This is a genomic window from Streptomyces sp. TAA486 (assembly GCF_000426165.1).
In genome coordinates this window covers 151,945-168,506 of record NZ_KE384503.1, presented here as the reverse complement: position 1 = coordinate 168,506, position 16,562 = coordinate 151,945, and the positions used below count along the sequence as shown (strand labels likewise).

19 protein-coding genes are annotated in these 16,562 nt (G+C 71.8%); 7 read left to right on the top strand and 12 right to left on the bottom strand.

Features of this window, described 5'->3' with window-relative positions:
* The first annotated feature begins 224 nt into the window (after positions 1-224).
* Positions 225-827, top strand: a complete 603-nt coding sequence (locus I004_RS0128520) for a CBS domain-containing protein (RefSeq protein ID WP_028438264.1) — start codon at positions 225-227, stop codon at positions 825-827.
* 131 nt (positions 828-958) lie between these two features.
* On the opposite strand, the gene I004_RS0128515 is transcribed toward I004_RS0128520, so the two are convergent.
* Positions 959-1,618, bottom strand: coding sequence for an NAD(P)H-dependent oxidoreductase (locus I004_RS0128515; RefSeq protein WP_028438263.1), 660 nt, complete (start codon positions 1,616-1,618; stop codon positions 959-961).
* A 110-nt stretch (positions 1,619-1,728) separates the two neighbouring features.
* Between I004_RS0128515 and I004_RS0128510 the strand changes: the two genes are divergently transcribed.
* Genes I004_RS0128510 through I004_RS0128500 form a run of 3 tightly spaced genes read left to right on the top strand, consistent with a single transcriptional unit; the run spans position 1,729 to position 3,477 of the window.
* Entirely contained in the window at positions 1,729-2,127 is a 399-nt protein-coding gene (locus I004_RS0128510; RefSeq protein WP_028438262.1) for a winged helix-turn-helix transcriptional regulator, read from the top strand.
* A gap of 50 nt (positions 2,128-2,177) precedes the next feature.
* Positions 2,178-3,119: a J domain-containing protein gene (locus I004_RS36750; protein WP_051345549.1), complete on the top strand. Its 942-nt coding sequence runs from the start codon at positions 2,178-2,180 to the stop codon at positions 3,117-3,119.
* A gap of 16 nt (positions 3,120-3,135) precedes the next feature.
* Positions 3,136-3,477 carry a rhodanese-like domain-containing protein gene (locus I004_RS0128500; protein WP_028438261.1) on the top strand — a complete coding sequence of 114 codons (342 nt, stop codon included), beginning with the start codon at positions 3,136-3,138 and terminating at the stop codon, positions 3,475-3,477.
* Between the two features lie 92 nt (positions 3,478-3,569).
* Here I004_RS0128500 and I004_RS0128495 read toward each other — a convergent pair whose 3' ends face one another.
* From I004_RS0128495 to paaA, 5 genes are read right to left on the bottom strand one after another with little or no spacing between them, the layout of a single operon-like run.
* Entirely contained in the window at positions 3,570-4,655 is a 1,086-nt protein-coding gene (locus I004_RS0128495) for a 2Fe-2S iron-sulfur cluster-binding protein (protein WP_028438260.1), read from the bottom strand.
* 7 nt (positions 4,656-4,662) lie between these two features.
* On the bottom strand, positions 4,663-5,193 hold the full coding sequence (gene paaD, locus I004_RS0128490; RefSeq protein WP_028438259.1) for a 1,2-phenylacetyl-CoA epoxidase subunit PaaD: 531 nt from the start codon (positions 5,191-5,193) through the stop codon (positions 4,663-4,665).
* A gap of 32 nt (positions 5,194-5,225) precedes the next feature.
* Complete coding sequence (gene paaC, locus I004_RS0128485; protein ID WP_051345548.1) at positions 5,226-5,975, bottom strand: 1,2-phenylacetyl-CoA epoxidase subunit PaaC; 750 nt, start codon at positions 5,973-5,975, stop codon at positions 5,226-5,228.
* Positions 5,972-6,259: a 1,2-phenylacetyl-CoA epoxidase subunit PaaB gene (paaB, locus tag I004_RS0128480; RefSeq protein WP_028438257.1), complete on the bottom strand. Its 288-nt coding sequence runs from the start codon at positions 6,257-6,259 to the stop codon at positions 5,972-5,974. Before paaB ends, paaC begins: the two co-directional genes overlap by 4 nt.
* Positions 6,259-7,278, bottom strand: coding sequence for a 1,2-phenylacetyl-CoA epoxidase subunit PaaA (gene paaA, locus I004_RS36745; RefSeq protein ID WP_051345547.1), 1,020 nt, complete (start codon positions 7,276-7,278; stop codon positions 6,259-6,261). The genes paaB and paaA overlap by 1 nt, the downstream gene beginning before the upstream one ends.
* A 152-nt stretch (positions 7,279-7,430) precedes the next feature.
* On the opposite strand from paaA, the gene I004_RS36740 reads away from it, so the two are divergent.
* Genes I004_RS36740 through I004_RS36730 form a run of 3 tightly spaced genes read left to right on the top strand, consistent with a single transcriptional unit; the run spans position 7,431 to position 10,310 of the window.
* Positions 7,431-8,171 (top strand): DUF5819 family protein, encoded by a 741-nt coding sequence (locus I004_RS36740; protein WP_486580545.1) that lies wholly within the window; start codon positions 7,431-7,433, stop codon positions 8,169-8,171.
* A gap of 5 nt (positions 8,172-8,176) precedes the next feature.
* The gene (locus I004_RS36735) at positions 8,177-9,484 is read left to right on the top strand and encodes an HTTM domain-containing protein (protein WP_486580639.1); all 1,308 of its coding nucleotides are present in this window, start codon (positions 8,177-8,179) and stop codon (positions 9,482-9,484) included.
* A 4-nt stretch (positions 9,485-9,488) separates the two neighbouring features.
* Positions 9,489-10,310, top strand: a complete 822-nt coding sequence (locus I004_RS36730; RefSeq protein WP_051345545.1) for a TrmH family RNA methyltransferase — start codon at positions 9,489-9,491, stop codon at positions 10,308-10,310.
* 42 nt (positions 10,311-10,352) lie between these two features.
* Here the strand turns inward: I004_RS36730 and I004_RS0128455 are convergent, their stop codons facing one another.
* The 6 genes from I004_RS0128455 to I004_RS0128425 all read right to left on the bottom strand — a co-directional run bounded on the left by I004_RS0128455 (position 10,353) and on the right by I004_RS0128425 (position 16,562).
* The gene (locus I004_RS0128455) at positions 10,353-10,925 is read right to left on the bottom strand and encodes a bacterial proteasome activator family protein (RefSeq protein WP_028438256.1); all 573 of its coding nucleotides are present in this window, start codon (positions 10,923-10,925) and stop codon (positions 10,353-10,355) included.
* A 101-nt stretch (positions 10,926-11,026) separates the two neighbouring features.
* Positions 11,027-11,527 carry a hypothetical protein gene (locus tag I004_RS37800; protein ID WP_158677136.1) on the bottom strand — a complete coding sequence of 167 codons (501 nt, stop codon included), beginning with the start codon at positions 11,525-11,527 and terminating at the stop codon, positions 11,027-11,029.
* 113 nt (positions 11,528-11,640) lie between these two features.
* Positions 11,641-12,618, bottom strand: a complete 978-nt coding sequence (locus I004_RS0128440; RefSeq protein ID WP_028438255.1) for an NAD(P)H-quinone oxidoreductase — start codon at positions 12,616-12,618, stop codon at positions 11,641-11,643.
* A 271-nt stretch (positions 12,619-12,889) separates the two neighbouring features.
* Positions 12,890-14,074, bottom strand: a complete 1,185-nt coding sequence (locus tag I004_RS36720; protein WP_486580542.1) for a potassium channel family protein — start codon at positions 14,072-14,074, stop codon at positions 12,890-12,892.
* Positions 14,071-15,624 (bottom strand): molybdopterin molybdotransferase MoeA, encoded by a 1,554-nt coding sequence (locus I004_RS36715; protein ID WP_028438254.1) that lies wholly within the window; start codon positions 15,622-15,624, stop codon positions 14,071-14,073. Before I004_RS36715 ends, I004_RS36720 begins: the two co-directional genes overlap by 4 nt.
* Positions 15,621-16,562 (bottom strand): DUF6457 domain-containing protein, encoded by a 942-nt coding sequence (locus I004_RS0128425; RefSeq protein WP_028438253.1) that lies wholly within the window; start codon positions 16,560-16,562, stop codon positions 15,621-15,623. Before I004_RS0128425 ends, I004_RS36715 begins: the two co-directional genes overlap by 4 nt.

Below are 16,562 nucleotides of genomic sequence, written 5' to 3'. Positions count from 1 at the left end.
GGAGCTGGTTCGCCGTGCCGGACGGATCCCACGCTGGAGGCAGGGAGCCGAGCCGAGGGAGAGCCCCGCACCGCCGCTCGCTGTTCCGTCCGAAGGAGCCCAACCCGGGAAGGGGAGCCGGCATGGCACACGATGCCGACGTACGCGACCAGGCCCGGCGGCCCGTCGGCGATCATGGACAGGAACCGGAGCCAGGAGCGTCGCCACGAACCGTCGGTGACGTCATGACGCACGCCGCCATCGCCGTCGGGCGGCAGGCCACGTTCAAGGACGTCACGAGAAACATGCAGGAGTGGCGCGTGAGTGCGCTCCCGGTCCTGGAGGCCGACGGACGCGTCATCGGCGTGGTCTCCGAGGCCGATCTGCTGGCCAAGGAGGAGTACCGCGAGGGGGCCCCGGGCCTGAGTGAGTCGCGCGAGCGCATGGAGCGGCTGCTGAAGTCGGGTGCGCAGACGGCCGGCGACCTCATGAGCAGCCCCGCCGTCTCCGTCCATGAGGACGCTCAGCTGACCGAGGCCGCCCGCATCATGGCGCGGAAGCAGGTCAAGCGCCTGCCGGTCGTGGACGGCGAGGGCAGGCTGACCGGCATCGTCAGCCGCAGTGATCTTCTGAAGGTGTTCCTGCGGGAGGACGAGGAGATCGCCGAGGAGATCCGGCGGGACGCGTTCGCTCTGCTGCCCGGCGCGGGGGCCGAGCTTCGGGTCCAGGTCGAGAAGGGGGTGGCCACCGTGCGCGGGCGGCTGCCCGATTCCTCTCTGGCACCGGTCGCCGCGCGGCTCATCCGCTCGGTCGCCGGCGTCGTGGACGTGCGGTTCGACCTGGGGTGAGCGGACGCGGGCGGGCCGCCGTGGCTGTTGCGCCGGCCCGGCCCGACGGGCTCACGGTCCTGCGGCGGACCGTGAGCCAGGCCGTCCGGGGACGGGCGGGGCGGGAGCAAGACGGGCGCATCGCGCCGGCGTCAGGCTGCCGCCGTCAGACGGGCCGCGAGGGACTTGCCGTGGGTGCCGGCCTCCTCGTGGGCCCTGGTCCGTGAGGCCTCGGCGACGTCGACCAGGGACTCCATGCCGGGGGTGCGGGCGGCCAGCGTGAGCTCCGGCACGACGAACTCCAGCTCCAGGCCCATGCCTTCGCCGAGGACCTTGCCCAGGTAGTTCTGCACGAACTCCCAGCTCTCACGGGGCGTCCCGGGCCCGTAGCCGCCGCCGCGGCTGGCCACGACGACGGTGGGGGTGCCCGCCGCCGAAGGCGAGTCGGTCCCGAAGGTGCGCCCGTTGAGGACCACCTGGTCGATCCACGCCTTGAGGGTCGAGGGGATCGTGAAGTTGTACATGGGGGCGCCGATCAGCACGGCGTCAGCCTGTTCCAGTTCGCGGGCCAGCTCGTCACGCAGCGCGTAGGCCGTGGCCTGCTCGGGAGTGCGGGCCTCGGGGGACACGAAGGCCGAGGAGGCGGCCACGCCGTCGAGGTGCGGCAGCGGGTCGGCGGCCAGGTCGCGGTGGACGACCGTCCCGTCCGGGTGCTGCGCCTCCCATGCCTTGCGGAAGGACGCGGCGACGTCGCGGGAGACGGACGCGTCCTGCGGGAAGACGGAGGAGTCGAGGTGAAGCAGTGTGGCCATGAAAGAAGCTCCTTGGGGTACGTAAGGAGGTGGTGTTGCGTACGTAGCTATTAATAACACAGGTACTTACTTTTCTGCACGCCCTTGTGTGGGCGCAGTACTCTTGAGGCATGGCAGAGCCCCGGGGACAGACGCAGCAGGAGGGGACGCTCGGCACCGTCGGCGGGTGCAGCGAGCCCGAGAGCAGCATCACGCGCGTCTTCCAGGTGCTGGGCAAGCGCTGGACGGGGCTCGTTCTCGCGGCGCTGATGAACGGGCCGGGTCACTTCGCGCAGCTGCGCCGTGCGGTGCCCGGCATCAGCGAGCGGATGCTCTCCGACAGGCTGACCGAGCTGGCGTCGCTGGGCCTCGTCGTACGCACCGTGGAGGAGGGCCCGCCGCTGCGGGTCAGCTACAAGCTCACGGGGGCCGGGCTGGCGCTGCGTCCCGCGATGACGGAGCTGACGCGGTGGGCCGACACACACCTTCCGGACGAAGCGGTGGGCTGCCCCACGGAGTTCAGGGCCTGATCCACCGGCGAGCTGGGAAAGGCCGGTAGTGCTTCCGTAGGGTGGGCCCGATGACAGCGAACCCGGAAGCGGAAGCCGAAGAGCCGGAGCAGCCGCCGGAACAGCCCGAGAAGCCCGAGCCGTCGGGCGAAGCCCCGGCGCCGCAAGGGGCCGGCTCCGCGGAACCCGGCACGGAGCGCCTGGAAAAGGCCGTGCGGGCGGCCGAGACCGCGCTGATCGAGTTCGAGATCGCGGTGGAGACCTTCCGGGTCGAGGTGGAGAACTTCTCGCGGCTGCACCACCAGCGCCTCGGACCGATGTACGCGCGTCTCGACGAGCTGGACGCCGCGATACTCGAGGTCACCGCCGAGATCAGCGGAGACCCCGAGGATCTGCGCAGGGCGCAGGAGGCGCGGGCCGCCGTGCTGCCGATGCCCCGGGTCGAGGAGCTCTTCCACGGGTGGATCGACTCCGACGGCATGCCGCCCGAGGCCACCGCCATGCTCACCGGGCAGAACGTGCAGCCGCCCGCCCGCGTGCGTCCCAGCGAGGAGGCGCGCAAGGCGTACCGGGAGCTGGTGCGCAAGGCGCACCCCGACCTGGCGCAGGAGGAGGGGGAGCGGCAGCGCCGCGAGGACTTCCTCGTACGCGTGAACAAGGCCTACGCGGACGGCGATGCGGAGGCTCTGCGGAACCTGCTGAAGGAGTGGGAGAACGGTCCTCGCGAAGAGGAACCGGAACCGCGGGTGCCGCAGAGCGAACTCCTCTACGCCCGTCTGGAGTGGCTGGCGGAGCGCAAGGAAGTGCTCACGGCGATGGTCGCGGAGATGGAAGAGAGCGCCATCGGCGCCATGCTGAAGATGGCGCCCGACGATCCCGACGCGCTGCTCGACGAGATCGCCGAGCAGCTGCTTGAACAGGTGGCCGATCGCGAGCGCGAACTGGAGCGGCTCGTGGAGCAGCGCGACGCCGCAGCGGCCGGGAACGCCGGCGCCGGTGAGCAAGAGAGCTGAGAGAGAGTTTTTCGTCATGGAATTCGGTCAGTTGCCGCAGGTCGATGTCGCATCGGTGCCGGCGGACGCGCTGTTGCTGGACGTCCGGGAGAACGACGAGTGGGCAGCCGGGCGCGCCGAGGGCGCACTGCACATTCCGATGAGTGAATTCGTCGGCAGGCTGGGCGAGTTGACCGAGCGTGCCGGTGAGGACGAGCGGGTCTACGTGGTCTGCCGGGTCGGCGGGCGCTCCGCGCAGGTGACGCAGTATCTGCGGCAGCAGGGCGTGGACGCGGTCAACGTCGACGGCGGCATGCTCGCGTGGGAGGCGGCCGGACGGCCGCTGAAGGCCGACGCCGAGAGCGCGTACGTGCTCTGAGTCCGGGTTCTGACTCCGGGGTCTGAGTGCGCGCCGGAGCTCCGGCTGCACCGCCGGAGCGCCCGGCTCGGTCCCGGCGGCGCGGCGGCGCCTCAGCCGTCGAAGTCGACCTCCACGGCCTCGGTCACGGGGTGGGACTGGCAGGCCAGCACATAGCCGGCCTCCAACTCGTCCGGTTCCAGCGCGTAGTTGCGCTCCATGCGCACCTCACCGGAGACCAGGCGCACCCGGCAGGTGCCGCAGACCCCGCCCTTGCACGCGAACGGCGCGTCCGCGCGGTGGCGCAGCACCGTCTCCAGCACCGATTCCCCGTCGTCCATGGGCCAACAGCCCGAGCGGCCGTCGAGGTTGGCCGTCACGGACGCCGAGCGGGAACCGCCCGCGTCCCGCCTGGACGCGGCAGGTGCCGAGGGCGCCTCCGTGACGTGGAAGATCTCCTGGTGGATGCGGGCACGCGGTACCCCGAGGCCGCGCAGCGCCCGCGAGGCCTCCTCGACCAGGCCGAGAGGCCCGCACAGATACCAGCCGTCCACGTCCTGCACGGACAGCAGTGACGGCAGCAGCCCGCTCAGCCGCGCCTCGTCCAGACGACCGCTCGGCAGGCCGCTCTGCTGCTCCTCGCGGGAGAGCGCCGTGACCAGCTGGAAGCGGTCGGGGAAGCGGTCCTTGAGGTCGGCGACCTCTTCCAGGAACATCGTCGACGCCGCGGACCTGTCGCTCCGTACGAGGCAGAAGCGCGCCTCCGGTTCACGCGCGAGCAGCGTGGACGCGATGGACAGCACGGGAGTGATGCCGCTGCCTCCGACGACCGCCGCGAAGCGGCCGGGGCGCGGCTCCAGGACGAAGCGGCCCGTGGGCGGCAGCACGTCCACGGTGTCGCCGGGCCTCAGCTCCTTCACCGCGTAGCTGGAGAAGTCGCCGCCCTCGACTCCGCGTATGCCGATGCGCAGCTCCGGCGGCTCGTCCTGGGCGGGCGTGCAGAGCGAGTACGTGCGCCGGACCTCGGCGCTCGCCGCGACGGTGTCCGCCCCGGCACGGTGCCGGCGCAGCGCGATGTGCTGACCCGGCGAGTAGCCGTAGAGGGGACGCAGCTCGGGCGGCACGGCGAAGGTGAGGGCGACGGAGTCGTCGGTGAGCCGGTCGACGGCCGTGACGCGCAGCGGATGGAAGGTGCTCACGGCGCCCTCACACCTCCTTGAAGTGGTCGAACGGCTCCCGGCAGGACTCGCAGCGGCGCAGCGCCTTGCAAGCCGTGGACGAGAAGCGGCTGAGCAGCGTCGTCTCCGTCGAGCCGCAGTTGGGGCAGCGGATGGCGAGCGTCAGCGGGATCGGCGCCCGCGAGGCGCTGCCGCCCGCGACGCCGGCGCGTGGCGGTGCGATGCCGTGGGCGGCGAGCTTGCGCCGGCCCTCGTCGGATATGTCGTCGGTGCTCCACGGAGGCGCGTAGACGACGCGCACGGTGACCTCGGGGACGCCGTGCTCACGCAGGACGTGCTCGATGTCGGTGGTCATGGCCTCCACCGCCGGGCAGCCCGTGTAGGTCGGGGTCAGCTCGACCTCGACGGGGCCGTGCGGTGCCGTCTCGTGGACGCCGCGCAGCACTCCCAGCTCGGCGAGGGTGATGACGGGAAGCTCCGGGTCGGGAACGGACCCGGCCCACGCCTCGAGGTCGCGCTGCCGGTCCCCGCCCGCCCGTACGCCGGCCCCGGTGGGGATCCCCTCAGGCCCTCCGGGGCCGAGGGGGACGGTCACCACGACGCTCCGGGATGGCTGCGGTGCAGATGCTGCATCTCGGCGAGCATCCGGCCGAAGGGTTCGGTGTGCAGACCCTGACGGCCGGCTCCGGCCTTCCAGCCCCCGAGCTGAGGGGACGCGGGCACCGAAAGCGTGGCCCGCTCGAACGTCCCCGTGATGCGCTGCGTCCAGCCCGTGCGCAGCGCATCCCAGTCGACCTCGCCGACCGGTCCGGGACCCACGACGGGTTCGAAGAGCTCACCCGTGAACCCCCAGAGGGAGTCCGCTGCGCGCTGGGCGCGCTCGTGACTCTCCTCCGTGCCGTCGCCGAGGCGCAGCGTCCACTGCTCGGCGTGGTCGCGGTGGTACTCCGACTCCTTGACCGCCTTGGCGGCGAGCGGCTGCCCGAGCTCGGCGAGCTGTCCGTACAGCAGCTCCTGCCAGGCGGAGAAGTACAGCTGGCGGATCATCGTGTGGGCGAAGTCGCCGTTGGGCTGCTCGGCCAACTGGCAGTTGCGGAAGGCGCGTTCCTCACGGAGGAAGGCCAGCTCGTCCTCGTCCCCGAGTTCGGCGTAGAGGGCGCGCGCCTGGCCGAGCAGGTCGAGGGCGATGTTGGCCAGCGCCAGCTCCTCCTCCAGCACGGGGGCGTGCCCGGCCCACTCCCCCAGGCGGTGGGAGAGGACGAGCGCGTCGTCCGCCAGCGGCAGCAGCGGGTCGTCGAGCGCGGCCGCGCTGCGCGCGGAGAGCCCCTCGGAGCCCGTCACAGGTTCCGCACCCCGTCCGGCACTTCGTAGAAGGTCGGGTGGCGGTAGGGCTTGTCGGCGGCGGGCCCGAAGAACGGGTCCTTCTCGTCCGGCGAGGACGCGGTGATCTCGTGGGACGGCACCACCCACACCGACACGCCCTCGGAGCGCCGTGTGTAGAGGTCCCGCGCGTTGCGCAGCGCCATCTCGGCGTCGGGGGCGTGCAGGCTCCCGGCGTGCGTGTGCGACAGGCCGCGCCTGCTGCGTACGAACACCTCCCAGAGGGGCCAGTCCGTACCGCTCATCACGCGCTCACCGCCGTCTCCGTCAGATCCTGCTCACGCACCCTGCCACGGCCCGGGGCCGCGTTCTTCGCCGCGTACGCCGCCGCGGCGTCACGCACCCAGGCGCCGTTCTCATGGGCCTCCCGGCGGCGCCTCAGCCGCTCCTCGTTGCACGGCCCGTTGCCCTTCAGCACCTGGCGGAACTCCTCCCAGTCGATCGGGCCGAAGTCCCAGTGCCCGCGAGACTCGTTCCAGCTCAGCTCGGGGTCGGGGAGGGTGAGGCCGAGCGCCTCGGCCTGCGGCACGCAGATGTCGACGAAGCGCTGGCGCAGCTCGTCGTTGGAATGCCGCTTGATCTTCCACTCCATGGACCGGGCGCTGTGCGCGGACTCGTCGTCCGGCGGGCCGAACATCATCAGCGAGGGCCACCACCAGCGGTCCACCGCGTCCTGCGCCATGGCGTGCTGGGCCTCGGTGCCGCGGCTCAGTGCGAGCAGCAGCTCGAAGCCCTGCCGCTGGTGGAAGGACTCCTCCTTGCAGATGCGGATCATCGCCCGTGCGTACGGACCGTAGGAACAGCGGCACAGCGGCACCTGGTTGGTGATCGCGGCGCCGTCGACGAGCCAGCCGATCGCGCCGACGTCGGCCCAGGTCAGCGTCGGGTAGTTGAAGATCGACGAGTACTTCTGGCGGCCGGAGTGCAGCTTGTCGAGCAGCTCCTCGCGGCTGGTGCCGAGCGTCTCCGCGGCGCTGTAGAGATACAGCCCGTGCCCCGCCTCGTCCTGCACCTTGGCCATGAGGATGGCCTTGCGGCGCAGGGACGGCGCCCGGGAGATCCAGTTCGCCTCGGGCTGCATGCCGATGATCTCGGAGTGCGCGTGCTGGGCCATCTGACGTACGAGCGTGCTGCGGTAGTCGTCCGGCATCCAGTCGCGCGGCTCGATCCGCTCGTCCGCGGCGATGGCGCCGTCGAAGGCCGCGAGCGGCTCCGCCGACTCTCCGGCGGCCTGTGCGCCCTCGCCGAGCAGCACCGATGTCATCCCGACCCCCTTGCCGGCGGCCGAAGCCGCGATCCCAGCCGACCGATCGTTCGGTTCAATGGTGAGCTGAGGGCCCACAGGGTGTCAAGGCTCGATAATGTCTGAGGTCGTATCGGCCGATCGACGCATGAACGCGGGGAGCAGGGGAGGGCATGGAGCACGAAGAGCAGCAGGTGCCGCAGTCGGAGGCGCGGCGCGGGCCACCGCATGAGGGTGGGGGTCCCCCGTGGCCCGCCAGGGCGGAAGCGGGGGCTCCGGGACCGGCGGGGCTGTCCCGCCTCGGCCGCACGATCGTGGCGGTGGCCGCCGCGGCCGCGGTCCTCGCCGTCGCCGTGCACCTGTCCATGGTCTTCCTGCACGTAGCTCCCTCGAACACGCTCACCAAGAAGCACGGGCAGGGCATCGACGACTACGTCTATCCCGAGTTCGAGCAGAACTGGAAGCTCTTCGCGCCCAACCCCCTGCAGCAGAACATCCACGTGCACGCGCGCGCCCGCGTCGCCAAGGACGACGGCAGCACCGAGACGACCGGCTGGGTCAACCTCTCGAAGATGGACGGCGAGGCCATCGACCACAGCCTCGCGCCCAGCCACACGGAGCAGAACGAACTCCGCAGGGGCTGGGAGTTCTACCGCGGCTCGCACGACGACAAGGGCAAGCCCGTCGGCCTGCGCGGCGAGCTGTCCGAGAGCTACATCAAGCGAATAGTGATGCTGCGCTTCGGCTCCGAACTCAACGGCGGAACGGTGGAGCGAATACAGGTCCGTTCCGCGACGACGCCCGTCGCTCCTCCCTCCTGGAGTGACGAGAAGACGGACTCGAAGACCGACTACCAGGTGCAGCCCTGGTGGCAGATCGCCAGCGCCGACCTTCCGGGGGGCTGGGACAAGTGACCGGACTGCAGCGCCCCCGTCCCGAGGAGTCCCCGGCCGAGCCGGCGGACGAGAGCTTCGTCGCGCGCGGTATCGCCCGGGTGACCTCGGAGGCGATCGCCCCGTACCAGACGGCTGTCGTACGGATCGGCTTCGCCGCCACCTGGCTCTTCTTCCTCCTTCGAGAATTCCCGCACCGCCACGAGCTGTACGGGCCCGACGGCCCCTGGAGCTGGAAGCTGGCCGAGCGGCTGATCGGGTCCAACAACGCCTTCACCGTGCTGATGTGGTCGGACAGCGCCGCATGGTTCGAGTTCGTCTACCTGGTGGCCGTCGCCGCCAGCCTCGCCGTGGTCCTCGGCTGGCGCACGCGCACCGCCTCCGTCGTCTACATGGTCGGCGTGCTCGCTCTGCAGAACCGCAGCGTCTTCATGGGCGACGGCGGCGACAACGTGATCCACCTGATGGCGATGTACGTGGTCCTCACGCGCTGCGCCGAGGTCTGGTCCCTGGACGCGCGGCGGCAGCGGAGGAAGGCGGCCGCTGCCGACGGCGACCCGTACGCTCCCCGCGGGCGTGACGCGACCGGCGTCGTGCTGTGGTCCGTGTTCGGCGTGATCATGCTCGTGTCGACCGTCGGCGGCGGACTCAGCATCGGCTGGGGCCTGTTCTTCTGGGCGCTGTGGGCCGCACAGGCCGCGTGGTGGATGGTCAACCGCTACATGCCCGGCAGCGAGGCGCGGACCGTCTGCGACATGCTGGCCAACCTCGTGCACAACGCGACGCTGCTGGTCATCGTCGTCGAGGTCTGCCTGATCTACGCGACGGCCGGCTGGTACAAGATCCAGGGTTCGCGGTGGCAGGACGGCACGGCCGTCTACTACCCGATGAACCTGGACTACTTCTCACCCTGGCCGGAGATCAGCTCCTTCATGGCGGCCAGTGGCCTGCTGATACTGCTGATCACCTATGGCACGGTCGCGGTCCAGGTGGCATTCCCGTTCACGCTGTTCAACAGGCGCGTCAAGAACGCGCTCCTCGCCGCCATGATCGCGGAGCATCTGAGCATCGCGGTGCTGCTCGGGCTGCCGTTCTTCTCCATGGCCATGGTCGCGGCCGATGCTGTCTTCCTGCCGACCGTCCTTCTCATCTGGGTCGGGGACCGCTTCCACGGTGGCTGGCGCCGGGTGCTCGCGCGGCTGGCTCCCGGACGGGGCGGCGGTAAGCGTGGCAGCGGCGGTCCCGGTGACACCGGTGAGGGTGAAGGCGGCGGGACTTCCCATGCCTCGCAGGTGCCTCAGCAGCGGAGCGGCGACGGGATTTCCGTACGCTGACGCCATGACCGCCGGAGAGGACACAGGGGCGGCCGCCGCCTCCCCGGGACGGGGTGGCAGCGGCCCGTCCACTGCCCCGGTGCTGCGGCAGTGGCGGGAGCTTGCGGACGGCAGCGTGCTGCTCGACGGCTTCCACGCGCTCAAGCACGCACTGCGCTTCGGCGCGGGCGTCCCGCTCGCGCTGACGGAGGACCGCGCGGCGCTGCTCACGCTCGCCGGCGGACTCGCGCCCGATCTCACGGAGACGCTGGACGGGCTGCTGAGCGAGGTGCCGCCGGGAACGCTGAACGGGCTGGTGCCGCGCCCCCATCCCACGGGCGTCGCGGCCCTCGCCGTGCGCGGCTCCGGGCAGGTGCCGGATGTCCGTGCGGCCCCCGTCGTCGTGCTCGACAACCCGCGCCATCTGGGCAACGTGGGCGCGGTGATCCGGCTCGCCGCGGGAGCCGGTGCGGCGGGTGTGTTCACGACCGGCACCGTCGACCCGTGGCACCCCAACGTGGTCAGGGCGAGCGCCGGGTTGCACTTCGCGACGGCCGTGCGTCGGTGCGAACCGTCCGGCCTGCCGCCGGGGCCGCTCTACGCGCTCGATCCGGACGGGCGGGACATCCGTGGTCTCGTACTGCCCGACGACGCGCTCGTGGCGTTCGGCTCGGAGCGGCACGGGCTCTCCGACGGGCTGCGCGAGCGGGCCGACCATCTGGTGGCCCTGCCGATGCATCCGCAGGTCTCCAGCTACAACCTGGCCACCAGCGTCGCGATGACGCTCTACCACTGGATGGCGGGGCGGGCGCAGGAGCCCGTCGCGGGCGCCTCCGGGCAGGACTGAGCGCCCGGCGGCCGTTTCCGGCCGGAGGGGTCCACAGGGTCCCTACAGGTACGGGCCGCCCGAGCGGGTGGGGCGCCCCGGCTCCTCGTCGCCGAGAGTGCCGTCCTCGGGGAGCGTCCCCGGCGGCAGCGCCCGGCGCATCTGCTCCAGCTGGGCCCGCGCGGCCATCTGCTGGGCGAAGAGCGCTGTCTGGATGCCGTGGAAGAGCCCTTCGAGCCAGCCCACCAGCTGTGCCTGTGCGATGCGCAGCTCGGCGTCGGTCGGCACCGTGTCTTCGGTGAAGGGCAGCGAGAGCCTTTCCAGTTCCTCGATCAGCTCCGGTGCGAGACCGTCCTCGAGCTCTTTGATGGAGCTGGTGTGGATCTCCTTCAGCCGCACCCGGCTCGCCTCGTCGAGCGGGGCCGACTTCACCTCTTCGAGCAGCTGCTTGATCATGCTGCCGATGCGCATGACCTTCGCGGGCTGCTCGACCATCTCCGTGACCGGGACCTCAGCCTGCTCTTCGCCGTCCTCGCCGCCGGCCGTGGAGTCGGCGCTGCCCAGAGCCATGCCGTCCGGTCCGACCACCAGGACGTGCTTGCTCTCCTTCGGGCGTTCGTTGCTCGGCTGTGTCATGACCCCATTCTGCACTCATGCCGTGGCCGGATGTCCTCGGAGTCCCTCAAGGGCTCGCACGGGTCAGGGGCCGGCGGAGCCGCCCGCCGTCGCCTCGCGCGTCACACGTGCCTCAACCTCACCGCGATCAGGGCGAATCCCAGGCCGATGAGCGTCATCCCGGCGCCGAGGGGGAGTACGGGGGAGACCTCGCCCGTGGCGGCCGTCGTGGGGGGATGCTGCGAGGACGGACCGGAGTCCTCCTCGGCGCCGGGGTCGGGCTCGTAGAGATCGTGAGTGCCGAAGGCCCCTGGGCCGTCTCCGGTGTCCTCGCCGGTGCCGTCGCTCTCGAGGCCGCCGTCCGCCTCCGGACGGTACGGGGCCGCGGGAGCGGGCCCGTCCTGCGAAGTACCGTGATCATCCGGCGACTTCGCCGTGCCCGTGTCCTCGCGCATCACTGCGGAGTCCCTCGACAAGCCCCGGTATCCGTCGGCGGGTGATTCCGGAGCGGGTGCCGCCCCCGTGAGAGCCGCGATCAGCATCGCGGCCACGCAGGGCATCACCGCGGTCGCGCGGAGTCTGCGGGTTCGGGCAGGGGTGAGGGTGTTGCGTCTGTGCCGCACGGCAGAGACCCTCCCGTTGCGGAGCGTCCAATAATGCAATCAGCGTTACATAATTGGACAAGTCCGGCATCCGGAAGAGTCCCTGTCGGCCGCGTCCTGTGCTCCGAAGAACTCTAAGGAACCAGCAGGATCTTTCCCACGTGGCTGCTCTCCTCCATGGCGATGTGCGCGTCCGTGGCGTTCCTCATCGGCACGGTCCTGTCGACGACGGGCCGCACCCGGCCGTCCGAGACCAGCGGCCACACGTGTTCGCGCACGGCCGCGACGATCGCCGCCTTCTCCGCGGCGGGACGTGCCCGCAGCGAAGTCGCCGTCACGGCAGCCCGCTTGGCGAGCAGGGCGCCCAGGTTCAACTCGCCCTTGCGTCCGCCCTGGAGACCGATGATGGCGAGACGTCCGTTGACGGCGAGCGCCTTGATGTTCTGCTCCAGGTACTTGGCGCCGATGATGTCGAGGATGACGTCGGCACCGTTGCCGTCCGTCCCCGCGCGCACCTCCTCGACGAAGTCCTGCTCGCGGTAGTTGATCAGGATGTCCGCGCCGAGTTCCGCGCAGCGGTCCAGCTTCTCCTTGCTGCCCGCGGTCACCGCCACCTTCGCGCCGACGGCCTTCGCCAGCTGGATCGCCATGGTGCCGATGCCGCTGCCGCCGCCGTGCACGAGCAGCGTCTCACCGGGACGCAGATGCGCGACCATGAAGACGTTCGACCAGATCGTGCTGGTCACTTCGGGCAGCGACGCGGCGGTCTTCAGGTCGATGCCGTCCGGTACGGGCAGCAGTTGGCCGGTCGGGACGGCAACCTGCTCCGCATAACCGCCACCGCCGAGCAGCGCGCAGACCTCGTCGCCGACGGCCCATGTGTTCACGCCAGGGCCGAGTGCCGAGATCCGGCCCGAGCACTCGAGGCCGGGATACGGGGAGGCGCCGGGCGGCGGATCGTAGAAGCCCTGCCGCTGGAGGGTGTCGGCGCGGTTGACGGCGCTCGCCGCGACCTCGACCAGCACCTCGCCCTCGCCGGGTTCGGGGACGGGGACCTCGGCCCAGACGAGGGCCTCGGGACCGCCTGGTTCGGGAATGGTGACCGCGTGCATCGTGGAGTTGGACGTACCCATGGGGCCGAACGCTACTCCCAGGCCTCACCGGTACGGCACCGCCCCGGACCGTCGCATCCGTGGCCGGCCCATGCGTCCGGCGTACGGGCACGCGCTCAACTTCCGCGCTCGCGGGCCGTCTCCGCCTGTCTGCGCGCCGCCCGATTCCGGCGGCGAGTGACCGCAGCGCCCCAACTCCCGGCGCTTCCGCGGGCGCTGCCGCGCCGGGGCACAGAACCGCGGAAGCGGGTGGTCAGCCGCGGAGGGTGGTTCAGCTCCCGCCTCCGCGCTCGCCGCGCCAGAAGCCGACGGTGCCGGGACCGGACGGACCGCCCGGACCCCGCCCGTCCCCGGAATCGCCGGGACCGCCCGTGACGCCGCCGGTGCCGCTGTGCGTCGGGTCGGTGCTGCCGCGCGCTTCCGTCGGGTGCGGCGCCGCCGAACGGTGGATCACCACGAGGCGGTCAGTGGACTGGAGCGGGTCCGCCTGCGGATCGTCGTACCCGAGCAGACGGTGACCCCGTACGACCGTGACCACCAGATCCCTGCACTCCCTCGGCGAACTGCCCACCTCGGCCTTGGTGACGGGACGTTCGCTGAGGCTGAGTCCCGAGCCTTGCTGGATCAGGTCCTCCATGACGGAGCTGGCGTTCGGGCTGAGCACGGAGAGCCCGAGGAGACGGCCGGCGGCGCTGGCGCTCGTGATCACGGAATCCGCTCCCGACTGCCGCAGCAGAGGCACGTTCTCCTCCTCACGCACCGCGGCCACGATTTTCAGGCGGCGGTTGAGCTGACGCGCGGTGAGCGTGACCAGCACCGCGGTGTCGTCGCGCTGTGTCGCGATCACGATCTGCTTCGCGCGGCGCACCTCGGCGCGCGTGAGCACGTCGCTGCGGGTGGCGTCGCCGACGACGCTCACATAGCCCTCGTCGTTCGCGGCCTTCGCGACGTGGTGGTTCGGGTCGATGACCACGACCCGGTCCCTGCGCACCCCGGTGGACAGCAGCGTCTGCGCCGCCGAGCGGCCCTTCGTGCCGAAGCCGACGACGACGGTGTGGTCGCGCAACTGGGACCTCCAACGGGTCAGGCGCCACTGCTCGCGGGTGCGGTCGGTGAGAGCTTCGAGCGTGGTGCCGATGAGGATGATCAGGAACAGGATGCGAAGCGGCGTGACGAGCAGGACGTTCGCGATGCGGGCGCTGTCGCTCGCGGGCGCGATGTCGCCGTAGCCGGTGGTCGAGAGGGTGACGGTCGTGTAGTAGACGGCGTCGAGGAAGGAGACCTTGCCGTCGGCGTTGTCGTTGTAGCCGGCGCGGTCGAGGTAGACGATCAGGACGGTCAGGAACAGCACGGTGAGCGCCGCCAGGATGCGGCGTCCGACCTGAAGTTGCGGGCTGACCTCGGAACGCGGCAGCAGGATCCGGTACTGGTCGCTCCCGTCGGTCCTGGCCCTCACCAGGCGAACCAGGGGAGCGGCAGCACCTGGACGTCGGTGCCGGAGGCGGCGCCGCCGGGCCGGATCACGGCGAGGGCGGTAGCAGTGGCGACACCGCGGAGCATGGCCGGCCCGTTGTAGTGGAGCGGCCGGGCCCGCGAGGCAGCGGCCGCGAAGGCGACCGGCACGAGCCGCGTGTCGCGCGGATGCCCCTGCACGTCATCGGTGATCCGCGCGAACACCTCCCGCTCGGCGGGCTGGTCGCCGAGCGTACGGATCAGCGGTGCGGCGAGCGTCATCAGACCGGAGATCGCCGCGAGGGGATTGCCGGGCAGGCCCACCAGCAGCGGACCGCCGCCCGGGCCGGAGTCCCGCCGCTCCGGGAGCCGGGCCAGCCGCATGGGGTGCCCCGGCCGTACGCGTACGCCCTCGACGAGGAGACGCGCTCCGACGCGGGCGAGCGTGGGACGCAGATGGTCGACGGGGCCGCGCGCGGTGCCTCCCGTGGTGATGAGGATGTCGGCGGTCGTCGTGGCGACGGCTTCGTGGAGCGCCTCGGCGTCGTCGCCGAGACGGCGGGTGACGATCACGTCGGCGCCGAGGGCCGAGAGCCAGGGCGCGACCGCCGGGCCGAGCGCGTCGCGGATGCGGCCTTCGTGCGGGACGCCGCCGTGCAGCAACTCGCCACCCAGCACGAGGACTTCGGCGCGCGGGCGCCTGGTGACGGTCAGCCGGTCGTAGCCCGCCGCGGCGGCGAGTCCGAGCACGGCGGGAGTGACCCGGGTGCCGGTGGGCAGCAGCCGGTCGCCGGAGCGGCACTCCTGGCCGCGTGGCCGGATGTCCGTTCCGGGCTGCGGCCGCCGCGTCGTGCGCAGACGCCTTCCGTCGCGCTCGCCGTACTCGAACCGCAGCACCGCGCTCGCGCCGGGCGGGATGCGCGCACCCGTAGCAATGGGGATCGCGCGGCCGTCGGGGAGCTGGCGGGGCTCGGACGTGGCCCCGGCGAGTATCCCGGTGCCCGTGGGGTCCTCTTCGAGGGTCCACGGGCCCGGGCCGGCGACGGCCCAGCCGTCCATGGCCGAGGTGTCGAAGGACGGCAGGTCGGTGAGGGCGTCGATCGGGGCGGCGAGGGTGTGGTGCAGCGCCTGCTCGAGGGGCAGGGCAAGGGAGGGGAGCGGGCCGGCGGCGCGTGAGGCGTACGTGCGGGCGTCGGGCCAGGGGGCGTCGCGGGCGTGGGACGGGGTTTCCTCCGCCTGCTGGGCCGAACTGCGGCCGCCCGCTCGGGCGGAGCGGGGGTTGAGCCAGTCCGGGGCCGCCAGTTCGTCGCCGTCATCGGACGCCGAGGCCGAGCTTCCGGAGGTCGGGCTTCCGGAGCCGGAATTGGCGGTGGTGCCGGAGCCGTGGGCGCCTGGGCCGGGCTCGTGGCCGCCGCCCCCGGTGCTCCCATCGCCGCTTCGGGGTCGCGGAGCCTCGCCCCCCGCCGGAGCCGCCCGGCCGTCACCGCGGCGGGCCCCGCCGACAGCGCCGTTGGCCAGGGCGATGGCCTCGTCGAGTTCGTCGGCGCCGCTCATCGCCCGTCGCCCTGCTCCCCTTCGCCCTCCTCGGCCCAACGCGCGGCCAGCCGGGCCGCCTTCTGCAAGGCCTCAGCGACGTCTTCGGGGGAGCCGCCCCGCTGGGCGGCGGCATAACCCACGAGGAAGGTCGTCAGCGGCGCCGCGGGGCGGGCGACGCCGTGTGCCGCGTCGCGGGCCAGGTCGAGCAGTGCGGCGGTGTCGACATCGAGGTCGATGCCGAGTTCGGCCTTCACTGCGGCCATCCATTCGTCCAGCACAGTGTCATGCTCCCTGATACGGGCCCTCGCCGCGGCGACGTCTTCCCAGGTGTCGCAGTCGAGGGCATCGGAGGCGGTCGGTAGGCGACCAACATCGATGTCGATGCGACGAAGTCTCAGCTCAGGAAGGATCAGCCGCAAGGGGAGACCCGTGAGGCTTCCGTATTCGGTGCGCAGCAGAGCCAGTTCGCGGCGCAGGGATTCGGTGCGGTAGGCGGCGAGGAGCGGCTGGTCGCGGCCGTCGTTGACCAGCGCACCCTCGATGGATTCGTCCCCGTCGACCTCCCCGGTTCCTCTCGCGCCATCTTCCCCGTACGTGCCCTGCGCGGCTGCCACGGCCGAGAGGAGCGTCCGTACGGTCTCCGGGCGCAGGAAGGGAAGATCGGCGGAGAGGACGAGCACCGTCTCCTTTGTGACGCCGTGCAGACCCGCGTCGAGCGCCGAGAGCGGACCGCCGCCCGGCGGGTCCTCCCGCACCCACTTCACCGGCCGGTACGTGGGCCGGCGCGGGCCGACGACGACCGTGGTGGACGCGTCGGCGGAGGCAGCCAGCACCCGGTCGAGGAGGGTGCGGGCGCCGACGGTCAGCGACGGTTTGTCGGTGCCGCCGAGGCGCCTGGCGCCGCCGCCCGCGAGGACGACGGCGTCGTGCGTGTGCGCATGGGCGTCAGGTGTCAC